Origin of the sequence: Streptomyces sp. NPDC059009 (genome assembly GCF_042740175.1) — a bacterium.
Lineage (GTDB): Bacteria > Actinomycetota > Actinomycetes > Streptomycetales > Streptomycetaceae > Streptomyces.
This window is the reverse complement of sequence record NZ_JBHYJB010000049.1, coordinates 1-13,361: the sequence shown is the minus strand read 5'-3', so window position 1 is coordinate 13,361 and position 13,361 is coordinate 1. Positions and strand designations below refer to the sequence as shown.

Sequence of the window (13,361 nt, the reverse complement as noted above, 5' to 3'; positions counted from 1 at the left end):
CTGCGGTCCGGTCATGGGTGCGCCCCCAGCGTGAGCCCGCCCGCGACGATCAAGTCCGAGGTGACCAGGGCCTGTTCGGCGCTGACGTCCGTCATGAAGACGAACGGCGGCACCACCGGCGGCACCGGCAGCTTGTCCGGCGTGAACGTCAGACAGAGCACGCCCTCCAGGCAGCCCTTGAACTTCGTGAGGTAGAGCGTCACCTTGCCGCTGAGGTCCAACGTGTCGGCGCCCAGGGAGAGTTCGCGCGAGCCGTCCCGGGTCTTCAGCCGGTAGTCGGTGAGCGACGCGGCGTCCATGCGCAGCACCATCACCTTCAACGGGCCGTCGGCGGTGGGGATGTCGCGCACCCCCGCGAGGAGGAAGCCCTTCGGCGAGAACAGCGTCGTGGTGACGGTCGGCGGCACCCGCGGCGCGACGATCTCGCCCGCCGCGGCCGTGGGCGCCGCCTTCGCCGGGGCCGCTCCCCACAGCACCGCCCCGGCGAGCACCACCGGAAGCAGCACCCCGAGGGTCCGGGTGCCCTGCCCGTCGCGCACCTTGGGCCGCCGCGCCTCCTCCTCGGACTCCTCCGGCACCGGGGTCCAGCCGAACCCCATGGCGCTGCCCGCGATGCCGAGCAGCATGCCCACCAGGAAGCCGCCGAGATTGGTCGCGGCGAACGAGAGCACCGACAGGATCAGCGCGTTGATGCTCACATAGTGGCGGGTGTGCGGCAGCAGCCAGAGAAAGCCGCCGGCCGCGATCAGGGCGAGCCCGATGCCGATCGCCGCGATCCCGCCGAGCCCCAGGCTGACCAGGACGGTCACCGGCGACAGCGGCACGGCGAGCAGCTCGACGCCGCCGAGGATCAGCAGCAGCCCGCCCCAGAAGGGCCGGGTGCGCCGCCATCTGCGTAACCCCCGGCGCAGGTCCCGCAGCGGCAGCCGCTCGTCGAGCCAGCCCGCGCGGGGTGCGCCGGGCCCGCTCAGAAGCACTTCTTGCCGCCGATGCTGACGTCGAGCTTCATGCCCTTGAGCCGGAAGTTCCCGCCCGTCGCCGACCAGGCGTGCGAGCGGACCTTGGCCACCTCGATGTCCCCGGCCTGCAGCCCGAACTTGCCGCGCTCGCCCTTGACCCCGTCCACCTCGTCGAGCGTGGAGGCGTCCCGGCCGATCTGCGCGGTGCCGAAGCGGGCGTCGCCCACCAGGTCCTCGCCGTCGATGATGAGGTTGCTCGCGGTCACATTGCCCGCGTCGCCGCCCGCCGTCAGCTTGAACACCACGGTGCCCACCGGGGTCTTGACCTCGGCGGCCTGGCAGATGTCGCTGAGCTTGGCATCCCCGATGCCGAGCAGCGCCACGGGGTGGCCCTTGCCGTCGACGGACCGGTCCGTCTGCACGTACGAGGCCAGGCCCTGGCTCGTCAACTTCCCGGAGGACACCTGGAAACTGGTGCCCGAGACGGCGAAGGACGCGGCGAGCGCGCCCTCGGCCATCACCGATGCCATCGCGCCCACCGCGAGCACGGCGGGCAGCATGACGACGGCCGTCTTCTTCCAGTTGGTTCTGCCCTCGCGAAGGGGCTTCCGGTCTGCGCTCACGGTCTTCCTCCCGTACGTCGTCCACGTGCGTAAGGGGAGTGCGTCAGCGCCTGCGGGAGCGCCTGCCGGGGTCGTGACGTCTGCCATACTGCGGGCATCCCGAGGCAGTTGGAGACTAGGGCCGATATTGAATAATAGTCAACAGCGCGACGCGGATCCGAAGCGCCGCCACCAAGCCCGCGGCACCGACCGATCGGTCGCGCGCCGGGCCGAACTCATCACCATTGGCCGGAAGTTGTTCGCCGACACGTCCTACGACGCCCTGTCGATGGACGACATCGCCAAACAGGCGCGCGTCGCCAAGGGGTTGATCTACTACTACTTCAAGTCCAAGCGCGGCTACTACCTGGCGATCATCGAGGAGTCCGTCAGCGAGCTCATCTCGCGCGCGAGCAGCGACACCGAACTCCCGCGCACCGAGCGGGTGCACCGCACCATCGACGGCTATCTGCGCTACGCCGAGCACAACCAGGCGGCCTACCGCGCCATCGTCACCGGCGGCGTCGGCTTCGACACCGAGGTGCACGCCATACGCGACGGGGTGCGCGAGGCCCTGATCGGCGCGATCGCCGAAGGCGCGTACGGCCGTACGGAGATCCCCCCGCTCGCCCGCACCGCCCTGCTCGGCTGGCTGTGCAGCGTCGAGGGCGTCACCCTCGACTGGGTCGAGACCCCCGCCCTGACCCGCGACACGGTCCGCGACCTCCTGGTCCGCACCCTGCGCGACACCCTGAACGTCATCGAGGAATTCGAACCGGACTACCCGTCGCCGCCGCGCGACGACGTCTGACGACAGCCGGAAGGGGCGGGAACCGGACCCCGGTTCCCGCCCCTCCATCTCCCGTACGGGCATCCGCTCGGTCGGGTGAAGTCCCGTACGGAGTCCGCTGGTTGATCGGCCGACAGCCTCGATCGGCCGACAGCCTTGATCAGTCGGTGGCCATGATCAGTTGATGGCCTTGATCAGCTCGCCGTTCGAGGTGTCTCCACTGAGCTCCCAGAAGAAGGTGCCGCCGAGGCCCGCCTGGTTCTTGTAGTTCATCTTTCCGGCGATGGTCTCCGGGGTGTCGTAGCTCCACCAGTTGTTCCCGCAGAACGCGTACGCGGTCCCGCCGACCGTGCCGTTGGCCGGGCACTTGGTCTTCAGTTCCTTGTAGTCGTCGATGCCCTGCTCGTACTTGCCCGCCGCGGGCCCGGTCGCGGTGCCGCCCGGCTCCTTCTGCGTGACGCCGGTCCAGCCGCGCCCGTAGAAGCCGATGCCGAGCAGCAGCTTCGACGAGGGAACGCCGAGCCCCTGGAGCTTCTTGATGGTGGACTCGGAGTTCCACGACGCCTTCGGGATGCCGTTGTACGAGGTCAGCGGCGAGTGCGGGGCGGTCGGGCCCTTTGCGTCCCAGGCGCCGAAGTAGTCGTACGTCATGGGGTTGTACCAGTCGACGTACTGCGCGGCCCCCGCGTAGTCGGCGGCGTCGATCTTGCCGCCGTCCTCCGCGTCGGCGGGGATCGCCGAGGTGACGAGCGCGTCGGAGCCGAACTTCGAACGCACCGCGCCCATCAGGTCCTTGTACGCCGCGCGCCCGCTCGTGTCGCAGGTCAGGCCGCAGGCGTTGGGGTACTCCCAGTCGATGTCGATGCCGTCGAAGACATCGGCCCACTTGGAGTTCTCGACCAGGTCGTAGCAGGACTGCGCGAAGGCCGCCGGGTTCTTCGCGGCCTCGGTGAAGCCGCCGGACCAGGTCCAGCCGCCGAACGACCAGAGCACCTTGAGGTTCGGGTGCTTCTTCTTCAGCTTGCGCAGCTGGTTGAAGTTGCCGCGCAGCTCCTGGTCCCAGGTGTCGGCGACGCCGTCCACGGACTGGTCGGCGGTGTACGCCTTGTCGGTCGCCGCGTAGGAGTCGCCCATCGTGCACTTGCCGCCCTGGACGTTGCCGAAGGCGTAGTTGATGTGCGTGAGCTTGTCGGCGGAGCCGGACGTCTCGACGTTCTTGACGTGGTAGTTCCGGTCGTAGACGCCCCATTCGGTGAAGTAGCCGACCACCTTCGAACCGGCGGCGGCCTTGGCGTCCTTGCCCTGGGCGGAGCTCTGTCCGGCGGACGCGGTGCCCGCCCCGGCGAGCAGCCCGGCGCCGAGTACGGCGCAACAGGTGGTGGCCACGAGCGCCCGGGAACGGGCGGTGCGGGGGAGGTGCGGTCTGAGCATCGTGTCTCCTCGTGGGGGGAGGCGAGCGAGGGGGGGGAAGTGCTGCTGTTGACCTGGAGCACGCCTTGGCATGAACGCGAAAAGGCGCTGCGCTGGACTGTAGGAGGACTAGACCAGTGCGTCAATGGTTCGTACCAATTCCCGACCCGGAATCCCGGCGTCGAAACAGGCGCGTGTGAATGTTTGAGTAAGCGGTCGTTAACTAGTGACGCGAGGCCCCGGATCGGAGATACTCGACGCGCCACAGCCGCTGGTCAGCCGCTTCCGTGACCCGGGAGGGCAGCATCGGCTGAGCAGTGAGACCCGGCGGCGGCGCCCCACCCCGAGCGCGACCGCAGAGCCTGACAGGGAGGAGAGCGCCGAGATGAGCGAGCGCACCCCAGTGGACCGTCAACTGCCCACGGACGAGGCCCGGGACCTGTTCGCGCTCGTCCGTGAACTCGTCCAGCGGGAGATCGCTCCCCAGGCGTCCGACGAGGAGTACGAAGGCCGCTTCCCGCGCGAGGTCTTCACCATGCTCTCCGAGACCGGACTGCTCGGACTGCCCTACGACTCCGCGTTCGGCGGCGGCGACCAGCCGTACGAGGTCTACCTCCAGGTCCTGGAGGAGCTCGCCGCGGCGCGGCTGACCGTCGGCCTCGGCGTCAGCGTCCACTCCCTCGCCTGCCACGCGCTCGCCAACTACGGCACCAAGGAGCAGCGGGCCGAACACCTCCCCGCCATGCTCGGCGGCGGACTCCTCGGCGCCTACTGCCTCTCCGAACCCGCCGCCGGCTCCGACGCCGCCTCGCTGCGCACCAAGGCCGTGCGCGACGGCGAGGACTGGGTCATCACGGGGACGAAGGCGTGGATCACCCACGGCGGCGTCGCCGACTTCTACACCGTCCTCGCCCGCACCGGCGGCGAGGGTGCCCACGGTGTCACCGCGTTCCTCGTGCCCGGCGACGCGGCGGGCCTGACCCCGGCGGCGCCCGAGAAGAAGATGGGCATGAAGGGCTCGCCCACCGCCCAGCTCCACTTCGACGGCGTCCGCGTCCCCGACGCCCGCCGCATCGGCGACGAGGGCCAGGGCTTCGCCATCGCCCTGTCCGCGCTCGACTCCGGCCGGCTGGGCATCGCGGCCTGCGCCATCGGCATCGCCCAGGCGGCGCTCGACGAGGCGCTCTCCTATGCCACCGGGCGCGAGCAGTTCGGGCGCCCGATCGCCGACTTCCAGGGGCTGCGCTTCATGCTCGCCGACATGGCGACCCAGATCGAGGCGGGCCGCGCGCTCTACCTGGCCGCCGCCCGGCTGCGCGACAACGGCCGCCCCTTCTCCCGGCAGGCGGCCATGGCCAAGCTGTTCTGCACGGACCTCGCCATGAAGGTCACCACGGACGCCGTGCAGGTGCTCGGCGGCTACGGCTACACCGTCGACTTCCCCGTCGAGCGGTACATGCGCGAGGCCAAGGTGCTCCAGATCGTCGAGGGCACCAATCAGATCCAGCGCATGGTCATCGCCCGTCACCTCGCCGGTCCGGAATCGCGCTGAACTGCCCGACCCTGACCGTCGGCGCCGCGAGCCGGACCCATTCCGGGTCGTGGCGCCCGGGCAGGGTCCGGCCGCGGTCGGCCCAGTGGCGGAGCAGGGCGCGGTAGATCGGCGGGTCCTGCGGGTGGGCACGGTCCTGTGGGTGGGCACGGTCCTGCGGATGTGTGCGGTCCTGCGGATGTGTGCGGGGGTGCGCGGCGGGAGGCGGCTGCGGAACCGATTCTGCGGAGCTCGGAGCCACCGCCGTCGTCGTGAGGAGGGCGCGGCGCCGACGGCCGGTGGGGATATGCGTCTGGGTCATGCCGAGCCAACGCGCGGCCCGGTGCCCAAGTCACCGCCGACCGGATTCGAGCGTCAGTTCACGGCATGCTCGTCCGAGGCCGCCACGGCCCGGGGCCCGGCCCGAAGGCCCGCCCCTGCCAATGCGGCGTGACACGTGTATGGCCCCCTGCCGAGAGCTGACGTACCGTCAACTTCTCGCCGGGGGCGGCCCACCGTGCCGCCCCCAACTGCCTTACTGCCAGGGAGGTTTGCCGTGGCTCAGGACCGCCCCGTCCCGCTCGACGAGTACCCCGTGCACCAGGTGCCGCTCTCCATGAAGCACGTCGCGACCGGCGACCGCAACGCCTACGACCGGTGCATCTTCCACCTCTTCGACCACGAGGGCCGGGCCCTGCTCATCCTCGGCCTCGGCGTTTACCCCAACGCCGGGGTGATCGACGCCTACGCCACCCTGCGCATCGGCGACACGCTCCACGCCGTACGGGCCTCCGACGCCCTCGGCGACGACCGCATGCACCTCTCCGTGGGCCCCCTGGCCATCACCGTCGAGGAGCCCCTGCGCCGCATCCGCCTCACCTGCGCCGCCGACCCCGAGGACGCCGCCTCCTTCTCGTACGACGTCACGTGGACCGCCGACTTCCCGGCCCTCTGGGAGCCCCACCACATCCAGCGCCGCGGCGACCGGCTCAGCCTCGAAGGGCGCCGCTTCGTCCAGGCGGGCGGCTGCTCCGGGGTGATCCGCGCCGGGGGCGAGGAGATACCGGTGCGCGCGGGGGAGTGGACCGGCACCCGCGACCGGAGCTGGGGCGTGCGGCCCATCCCGGGCGAGGAACGCGGGCGTCTGGAGGAGGAGTTCGCCACCGAGGGCTTCCACTGGATCTGGTGCCCGGTCCGCTTCGAGGACCGCTTCCTCATGGTCATCGCCCAGGAGGACGCCGACGGCTACCGCACCCTCAACGACGCGACCCTGGTGCGCCCCGGCCACCCCGACCGCCAACTCGGCTGGCCCCAGGCCGACATCGGCTACCGCTCCGGCACCCGCCACCCCGAGCGCGCCGTCATCCACCTCACCGACCCCGAGGACCGCAAGCCCCTGGAGCTCGGCGTCGAGGTCCTCGCCTCCCTGCCGCTCGCCGTGGGCGCCGGATACCCGCCCGCCGACGACTGGCAGCACGGCACCTGGCGCGGCCGCGACTGGACCGACCGCCGCACCTACGACCTCTCGGACCCCTCGGCCCACCCGCTGGCCGCCTACGGAGTCATCGACCACGCCTCCCGCTTCACTCTCAACGGGCAGACGGGATACGGGATCTTCGAACACGGCAGCTTCGGCCGCCACGACCCCAGCGGCTTCACCGGCTTCGACTCGGTCGCGCCCTGACGTTCGCCCGACGTTCGTACGGAAGGAGTCCACCGATGGCCACAGCACCCCGCCCGCGCACCAGCACCCGCGACCCCGAGGAGCTGGCCCGGCGCCTGACCGCCTGGCTCGCCGCCCGCCTGCCGGGCGCGAAGGCGGTGAACGTCTCCGTGCCCGAGTCCAACGGCATGTCCAGCGAGACGCTGCTCTTCGACATCGAGCACCCCGAACCGCCCGTGCGGGCCTGCGCGTTGCGGCTCGCCGCCGACCCGGCCGCGTACACGATCTTCCCGGTCTACGACCTGCCGCGGCAGTACCGCACGATGCGCCTCGTCGCCGACCGCACCGACCTGCCGGTCCCCAGGGTGCTGTGGCTGGAGGAGGACCCCGGGCCGCTCGGGGCGCCCTTCTTCGTCATGGAGCGGGTCGAGGGCCGCGTGCCGCCGGACGTCATGCCCTATACGTACGAGGGGAATTGGCTGTACGAGGCGAGCGACGCCGAGCGCGAACACCTCGAAGCGGCCTCGGTCCGCCTGATCGCGCACCTGCACGACCAAGTGCCGCCCGCGGAAGCGGAGTTCCTGTCTCTTGAGAGCGACGGCAGTCCGCTGCGCCGTCACGTCGAGGCCCAACGCGCCTACTACGCCTGGGTGGTGGACAAGCTGCCCCGCTCGCCCCTCATCGAGCGCGCCTTCGCGCGCCTCGAGGAGCTGTGGCCCGAGGACGAGGGTGCGGCGGTGCTCAACTGGGGCGACGCCCGCATCGGCAACGTCATCTACGACGGCTTCGACCCCGCCGCCGTGCTCGACTGGGAGATGGCGGCCCTGGCCCCGCGCGAGGTCGACCTCGGCTGGACCGTGTATCTGCACCGCTTCTTCCAGGACTTGACCGTGAGCTTCGGCCAGCCGGGGCTGCCCGGCTTCCTGCGCCGCGACCGCATCGAGGAGCGCTATGCGTCCCTCACCGGGCACACGCCGCAGCACATGGACTTCTACACGCTGTACGCGGCGCTGCGGCACGGCGTCGTGATGCTGCGGGTCGCCTACCGGCAGGTGCACTTCGGCGAGGCCGCGGTGCCCGAGGACCCGGACACGCTGATCCTGCACCACGCCAGCCTCGAGGCGATGGTGCAGGGCAGCTACTGGTGAGTTCGCCCGCGCGGGCCCGCCGGGTCGCTCAGGCGGCGGCGCGGCGGGACTGCCGGGGCACCTGGATCGGGACCGAGCCGGGGCCGCCCACGTGCGAGAACGGCTGGGTCCGCCAGTCGAGGCCCTGAGGGAGCGTCAACAGGAGGGCGGCGTCCTGCTCCTGGACGTCCAGGGTGTCGTCCGCGGGGCGCGCGTCGGCGGCCGCGCGGCCGGTGCCCGTGCAGACCGTGAGCCCGAACGGGTTCCACGGAGTCGGGCACAGGGCGTGCTCCGGCAGGACGTCCTCGTCGGCGAGGAGCGCGATGGGCTGGGAGCAGTCCGGGCAGATGACCCGGTACATCTCGAAGGTGTCGTCGGCGTCCGGCTCGGCGAGAGCCGTATCGACGCCCTCCGATGCGGGTGCGGGTGTCTCGGGCGACTGCTGCCTGGTGCGGGCAGACCGACCGGGGCGCTTCAAGTTCTGCATGGGATTCTCCCCCTCGGGTGGGCCGACAAGGCACTGCGGCCTCGACCACAGCAAGCACTTCCCGTCCCGTCGCGGAGGTAATCGCGGCTTCCCCGCGGACACGGCCTGATGCGTGTGGCGTTCGTCACATGCCAAGCGAAGGTGCCTGCACAGGAGCTCGCGGACCGGCCTGCCGCTGCGGCCCCGCGGCCCCCGCCCGCCTCACAGACCTCCCATGGTCACCGCGTACTGCTCCGCGCAGAACGCGATGAACCCCACGCACCCCACGAACAGGGATCCGATGGCGACCGTCACCAGGCGACTCATGAACCGTCACTTCCCATCCGCGCGCCCGCCCCCATGGCGGACCGCACCGCCCTTCATGCTCCGCCCGCGCACCGCCCCGCACCCGCCGTCGGAGGTCACGACCGGCCGGGACCGACGCACCCCGCGCGCGGGACGTTCGCCCACATCCAGCCGCATCCGGCCCCATCCGGTCGCCCGGGATGGGCACTCCGGTATCCCCGGGGATCAAGGGCCCTGTAGGTTTCGCCACATGGAGGAGCTGGACCGACAGATCGTGCAGCTGCTCGTCAAGGACGGGCGGATGAGCTACACCGACCTGGGCAAGGCCACGGGCCTGTCCACGTCGGCCGTGCACCAGCGGGTGCGCCGGCTGGAGCAGCGCGGAGTGATCCGCGGCTATGCGGCCGTCGTCGACCCCGAGGCGGTCGGGCTGCCGCTCACGGCCTTCATCTCGGTGAAGCCGTTCGACCCCAGCGCCCCCGACGACATCGCCGAGCGCCTCTCCGGGGTCCCCGAGATCGAGGCGTGCCACAGCGTCGCGGGCGACGAGAACTACATCCTCAAGGTGCGCGTCGCCACGCCCTTGGAGCTGGAGCACCTGCTCAGCCGGCTGCGCGCCCTCGCCGGCGTCTCCACCCGAACGACGGTCGTGCTCTCCACGCCGTACGAGGCCCGCCCCCCGCAGATCTGACGCCCCGCCCGCTCTGCGGGGTGCCCCGCGCGCGGGGGCGCCGTCCCGAGGGGCGAGACTGGTCCCCATGAGCGAGACCACCGCCTCCCGGGAAGACCGGCAAGACCACCGCACCGTGCTGCTGCGCGGCGGCGACATCCACAGCCCCGCCGACCCCTTCGCCACGGCGATGGTCGTCGAACGCGGCCATGTCGCCTGGGTCGGCTCCGAGGGCGCGGCCGACGCCTTCGCCGCCGGTGCGGACGAGATCGTCGACCTCGAAGGCGCCCTCGTCACCCCGGCGTTCACGGACGCACATGTGCACACGACGGCCACGGGTCTCGCCCTGACCGGCCTCGACCTCTCCTCGGCCCGCTCCCTCGACGAAGCGCTCGCGCGCGTACGGGAGTTCGCGGCCGCCCGCCCGGACGACCGGGTCCTGCTCGGGCACGGCTGGGACGCCGCCCGCTGGCCCGGCGGCCGACCGCCCACGCGCGCGGAGCTCGACGAGGCCACCGGCGGCCGCCCGCTCTACCTCACCCGCATCGACGTCCACTCAGCCGTCGTCACCACGGCCCTGCTCGACCTGGTCCCAGGCGTCACGGGCCGCCCCGGCTTCCACGCCGACGCCCCGCTGACCGCCGACGCCCACCACGCGGTGCGCGCCGCCGCGCACGCGGCCGTCACGCCCCGGCAGCGCACCGAGGCGCAGCGCGCCGCCCTGCGCCACGCCGCCTCGCTCGGCATCGGCTCGGTGCACGAGTGCGCGGGCCCGGAGATCTCCTCCGAGGACGACTTCACCGGCCTGCTCGCCCTCGCCGCCGCCGGGCCCGGCCCGCGCGTCGTCGGCTACTGGGGCGAACAGATCGCGAATGCAAAGGAAGCGGAGAAGATTCGTGCGCTGGGCGCGCTCGGCGCCGCCGGGGACCTCTTCGTCGACGGCGCCCTCGGCTCGCACACCGCGTGCCTGCACGAGCCCTACGCCGACTCGGCCGATTCGGCCGAGCCGCACACCGGCCTCGCCTACCTGGACGCGGCGGCCGTCGCCTCCCACGTCGCCGCCTGCACGGAGGCGGGCCTCCAGGCGGGCTTCCACGCCATCGGGGACGCGGCCGTGAGCGCCGTCGTGGAGGGCGTGCGCGCCGCCGCGGAACAGGTCGGCCTCGCCAGGGTCCGCGCCGCCCGGCACCGTGTCGAGCACGCCGAGATGCTCACCCCCGAGACGGTCGCCGCCTTCGCCGAACTCGGCCTCACCGCCTCCGTCCAGCCCGCCTTCGACGCGCTGTGGGGCGGCGAGGACGGCATGTACGCCGACCGCCTCGGCGCCGAGCGCGCCCGCACCCTCAACCCGTACGCGGCCCTGCTGCGCACCGGCGTCCCGCTGGCCTTCGGCTCCGACAGCCCGGTCACCCCGCTCGACCCCTGGGGCACCGTCCGCGCGGCCGCCTTCCACCGGACGCCCGAGCACCGGGTCTCGGTGCGCGCCGCCTTCACCGCCCACACCCGGGGCGGCTGGCGGGCCATCGGCCGGGACGACGCGGGCGTCCTGGTGCCCGGCGCACCCGCCGACTACGCCGTGTGGCGCACCTCCGACCTGGTGGTCCAGGCCCCCGACGACCGTGTGGCCCGCTGGTCCACCGACCCGCGCTCCGGCACCCCCGGCCTGCCCGACCTGACGCCCGGCGGCGAACTGCCCGTCTGTCTGCGCACCGTGGTCGCCGGCCGGACGGTCTTCGTGGGGCCGGACGAGTGATGTACCGGGGCGGCGCGGCACCGATCGGGGCCCGCCGCCGCCGCACGCGACCTGCGTATCCTCCGCGCTGACCTGGCGGTCCGTCAGAACCGCCCAGGTCAAACGGCTATTGACAGACCGCCGCCGTCGGCGGGTAGGTTCGGCCGGGTCCACCACAGGACGTCCGACCGGTGAACCTCCACGCAGACGTCGAACGCAACTGGGCCATGGGCGGAGTGCCGCACCGGCGCACCGCCACTGGGAGCCAGGTCCAGCGCCCGCGCCGCGGAGGCGAGGGAACGTATCAGCGGGATCGGAGTCCCCCCTGCTCCTCGGGAGCTCGGGGGAAGGTGGGACCCGGGTGGGGCCCGGACGCTCAGTAGACAACGGCACTAGGTCGATCCGCAGCCAGCGGGTCCCAGGTCGGCCCGAAGGGCGCCGGGCCCAACCCGCAGCACAGTCGGACACCCCCAACCCCCGTGCCGCCGCAGCCCTGCAGGAAGCGGCCACTATGGTGGTCCCCTGCGTACGAACGAAGGGGCAGTAGTGAACGACGGCGGCGGGCTCTTGGAAACAGGGGACCAGGGGAGACAGTTCGACTCCCTCGGCAAGGTCTTGGTGATCATTCCGACCTACAACGAGGCGGAGAACATCCAGTCCATTGTCGGCCGCGTGCGCGCCGCGGTGCCCGAGGCGTACGTCCTCGTCGCCGACGACAACAGCCCGGACGGCACCGGCAAGATCGCCGACGAACTGGCCGTCGAGGACGACCAGATCCACGTACTGCACCGCAAGGGCAAGGAAGGGCTCGGCGCCGCCTACCTGGCGGGCTTCCGCTGGGGTCTGGAGAAGGGCTACGGGGTCCTCGTCGAGATGGACGCCGACGGCTCGCACCAGCCCGAGGAGCTGCCCCGCCTGCTCACCGCCCTCAAGGGCGCCGACCTCGTGCTCGGCTCGCGCTGGGTGCCGGGCGGACGGGTCGTCAACTGGCCCAAGCACCGCGAGTTCATCTCCCGCGGCGGCAGCACGTACTCGCGCCTCCTGCTCGACGTGCCGATCCGCGACGTCACGGGCGGCTTCCGCGCCTTCCGCCGCGAGACCCTCGAAGGGCTCGGCCTGGACGAGGTCGCGTCCCAGGGCTACTGCTTCCAGGTCGACCTCGCCCGTCGCGCGGTGAAGGCCGGCTACCACGTCGTCGAGGTGCCCATCACGTTCGTGGAGCGCGAGCTCGGCGACAGCAAGATGAGCCAGAACATCGTCGTCGAGGCCCTGTGGCGGGTCACGGCGTGGGGCGTGGGGGAGCGCGTCGGCAAGGTCGGCAAGGCCCTCGGCCGCAAGCCCTCCTCCTGAAGCCGGGACGGCCCGGTTCACAGCCCTTCTTGATCATCTCCTTATCCCGGTCTGAGGCGGGCCCAGGCACACTGGGAGCATGACGACTGGCGCACCGCCTCCTCTCCGCACCGCACGACCCCGGCGCTCGGGGCCGCTGAGGTACCTCCCGCTCGGCATCGCCGCGTGGCTGGTCCTCGAGATCTGGCTGCTCACGGTCGTGGCGAGCGCCACGAGCGGGTTGACGGTCTTCCTGCTGCTCGTGGCCGGGCTCGTGCTCGGCTCGGCCGTCATCAAGCGCGCCGGGCGCCGTGCCTTCCGCAAGCTCAGCGAGGCGGTGCAACAGCAGCAGAGCGGTGTCACGCCGAGCGCCGAGAGCGACAAGGGCGGCGGCGCGCTCACGATGCTGGGCGGGCTGCTGCTCATCCTCCCGGGGCTGATCTCCGACGCCCTGGGGCTCCTGCTGCTGCTCCCGCCGCTCCAGAAGGCCCTCGGCCGCTATGCCGAGCGCACCTTCGAGCGCAAGGTCCGCGAGGCCACCCCGGGCGGCCTGGGGGACGCCTTCCAGCAGGCCCGTATGCACCGCCCGGACGGCAAGGTGGTCCAGGGCGAGGTCATCCGGGACGACGAGCCGCCGATGCCCCGTCCGGACGGCCCGCAGCTGCCGCGCTAGGCGCCCGCTCCGGGCCGTGCAGGCAGCACGGCCCGGAGCCGCGCAAGCGAGATGAGGCCCGGTGCAGGCATGACGAGGCCCGGTCCACTGCTCAGCAGTGGAC

13 protein-coding genes are annotated in these 13,361 nt (G+C 72.0%); 8 read left to right on the top strand and 5 right to left on the bottom strand.

The genetic code is table 11. The features are described from left to right. Positions 1-11 precede the first annotated feature (11 nt). Positions 12-977 (bottom strand): DUF6114 domain-containing protein, encoded by a 966-nt coding sequence (locus tag ACFWYM_RS37170; RefSeq protein WP_384847344.1) that lies wholly within the window; start codon positions 975-977, stop codon positions 12-14. Continuing rightward, positions 968-1,519, bottom strand: a complete 552-nt coding sequence (locus ACFWYM_RS37165; RefSeq protein ID WP_384847512.1) for a DUF6230 family protein — start codon at positions 1,517-1,519, stop codon at positions 968-970. Before ACFWYM_RS37165 ends, ACFWYM_RS37170 begins: the two co-directional genes overlap by 10 nt. 190 nt (positions 1,520-1,709) lie before the next feature. Here ACFWYM_RS37165 and ACFWYM_RS37160 point away from each other — a divergent pair, with 190 nt between their 5' ends. Continuing rightward, positions 1,710-2,372 carry a TetR/AcrR family transcriptional regulator gene (locus ACFWYM_RS37160; RefSeq protein WP_384847342.1) on the top strand — a complete coding sequence of 221 codons (663 nt, stop codon included), beginning with the start codon at positions 1,710-1,712 and terminating at the stop codon, positions 2,370-2,372. Between the two features lie 156 nt (positions 2,373-2,528). Here the strand turns inward: ACFWYM_RS37160 and ACFWYM_RS37155 are convergent, their stop codons facing one another. Continuing rightward, positions 2,529-3,782, bottom strand: a complete 1,254-nt coding sequence (locus tag ACFWYM_RS37155) for a glycoside hydrolase family 18 protein (RefSeq protein WP_384847340.1) — start codon at positions 3,780-3,782, stop codon at positions 2,529-2,531. 364 nt (positions 3,783-4,146) lie between these two features. Here ACFWYM_RS37155 and ACFWYM_RS37150 point away from each other — a divergent pair, with 364 nt between their 5' ends. Beyond that, the gene (locus tag ACFWYM_RS37150; RefSeq protein WP_384847338.1) at positions 4,147-5,313 is read left to right on the top strand and encodes an acyl-CoA dehydrogenase family protein; all 1,167 of its coding nucleotides are present in this window, start codon (positions 4,147-4,149) and stop codon (positions 5,311-5,313) included. On the opposite strand, the gene ACFWYM_RS37145 is transcribed toward ACFWYM_RS37150, so the two are convergent. Then, on the bottom strand, positions 5,276-5,614 hold the full coding sequence (locus tag ACFWYM_RS37145) for a hypothetical protein (protein ID WP_384847336.1): 339 nt from the start codon (positions 5,612-5,614) through the stop codon (positions 5,276-5,278). The genes ACFWYM_RS37150 and ACFWYM_RS37145 overlap by 38 nt on opposite strands. A gap of 234 nt (positions 5,615-5,848) precedes the next feature. Here ACFWYM_RS37145 and ACFWYM_RS37140 point away from each other — a divergent pair, with 234 nt between their 5' ends. Then, positions 5,849-6,976, top strand: coding sequence for a hypothetical protein (locus tag ACFWYM_RS37140; protein ID WP_384847334.1), 1,128 nt, complete (start codon positions 5,849-5,851; stop codon positions 6,974-6,976). Between the two features lie 35 nt (positions 6,977-7,011). Beyond that, complete coding sequence (locus ACFWYM_RS37135) at positions 7,012-8,103, top strand: phosphotransferase family protein (protein ID WP_384847332.1); 1,092 nt, start codon at positions 7,012-7,014, stop codon at positions 8,101-8,103. A gap of 28 nt (positions 8,104-8,131) precedes the next feature. Here the strand turns inward: ACFWYM_RS37135 and ACFWYM_RS37130 are convergent, their stop codons facing one another. Next, positions 8,132-8,569 (bottom strand): hypothetical protein, encoded by a 438-nt coding sequence (locus tag ACFWYM_RS37130; protein ID WP_384847330.1) that lies wholly within the window; start codon positions 8,567-8,569, stop codon positions 8,132-8,134. Between the two features lie 535 nt (positions 8,570-9,104). Here ACFWYM_RS37130 and ACFWYM_RS37125 point away from each other — a divergent pair. The 4 genes from ACFWYM_RS37125 to fxsA all read left to right on the top strand — a co-directional run bounded on the left by ACFWYM_RS37125 (position 9,105) and on the right by fxsA (position 13,258). After that, entirely contained in the window at positions 9,105-9,545 is a 441-nt protein-coding gene (locus tag ACFWYM_RS37125; protein WP_384847328.1) for an Lrp/AsnC family transcriptional regulator, read from the top strand. A gap of 67 nt (positions 9,546-9,612) precedes the next feature. Next, on the top strand, positions 9,613-11,277 hold the full coding sequence (locus tag ACFWYM_RS37120) for an amidohydrolase (RefSeq protein WP_384847326.1): 1,665 nt from the start codon (positions 9,613-9,615) through the stop codon (positions 11,275-11,277). Positions 11,278-11,802: 525 nt separating this feature from the next. After that, positions 11,803-12,606: a polyprenol monophosphomannose synthase gene (locus ACFWYM_RS37115; RefSeq protein WP_384847324.1), complete on the top strand. Its 804-nt coding sequence runs from the start codon at positions 11,803-11,805 to the stop codon at positions 12,604-12,606. Between the two features lie 79 nt (positions 12,607-12,685). Next, a complete protein-coding gene (fxsA, locus tag ACFWYM_RS37110; RefSeq protein ID WP_384847322.1) occupies positions 12,686-13,258 on the top strand; it encodes an FxsA family membrane protein in 573 nt (190 codons plus the stop codon). Positions 13,259-13,361: the final 103 nt, after the last annotated feature.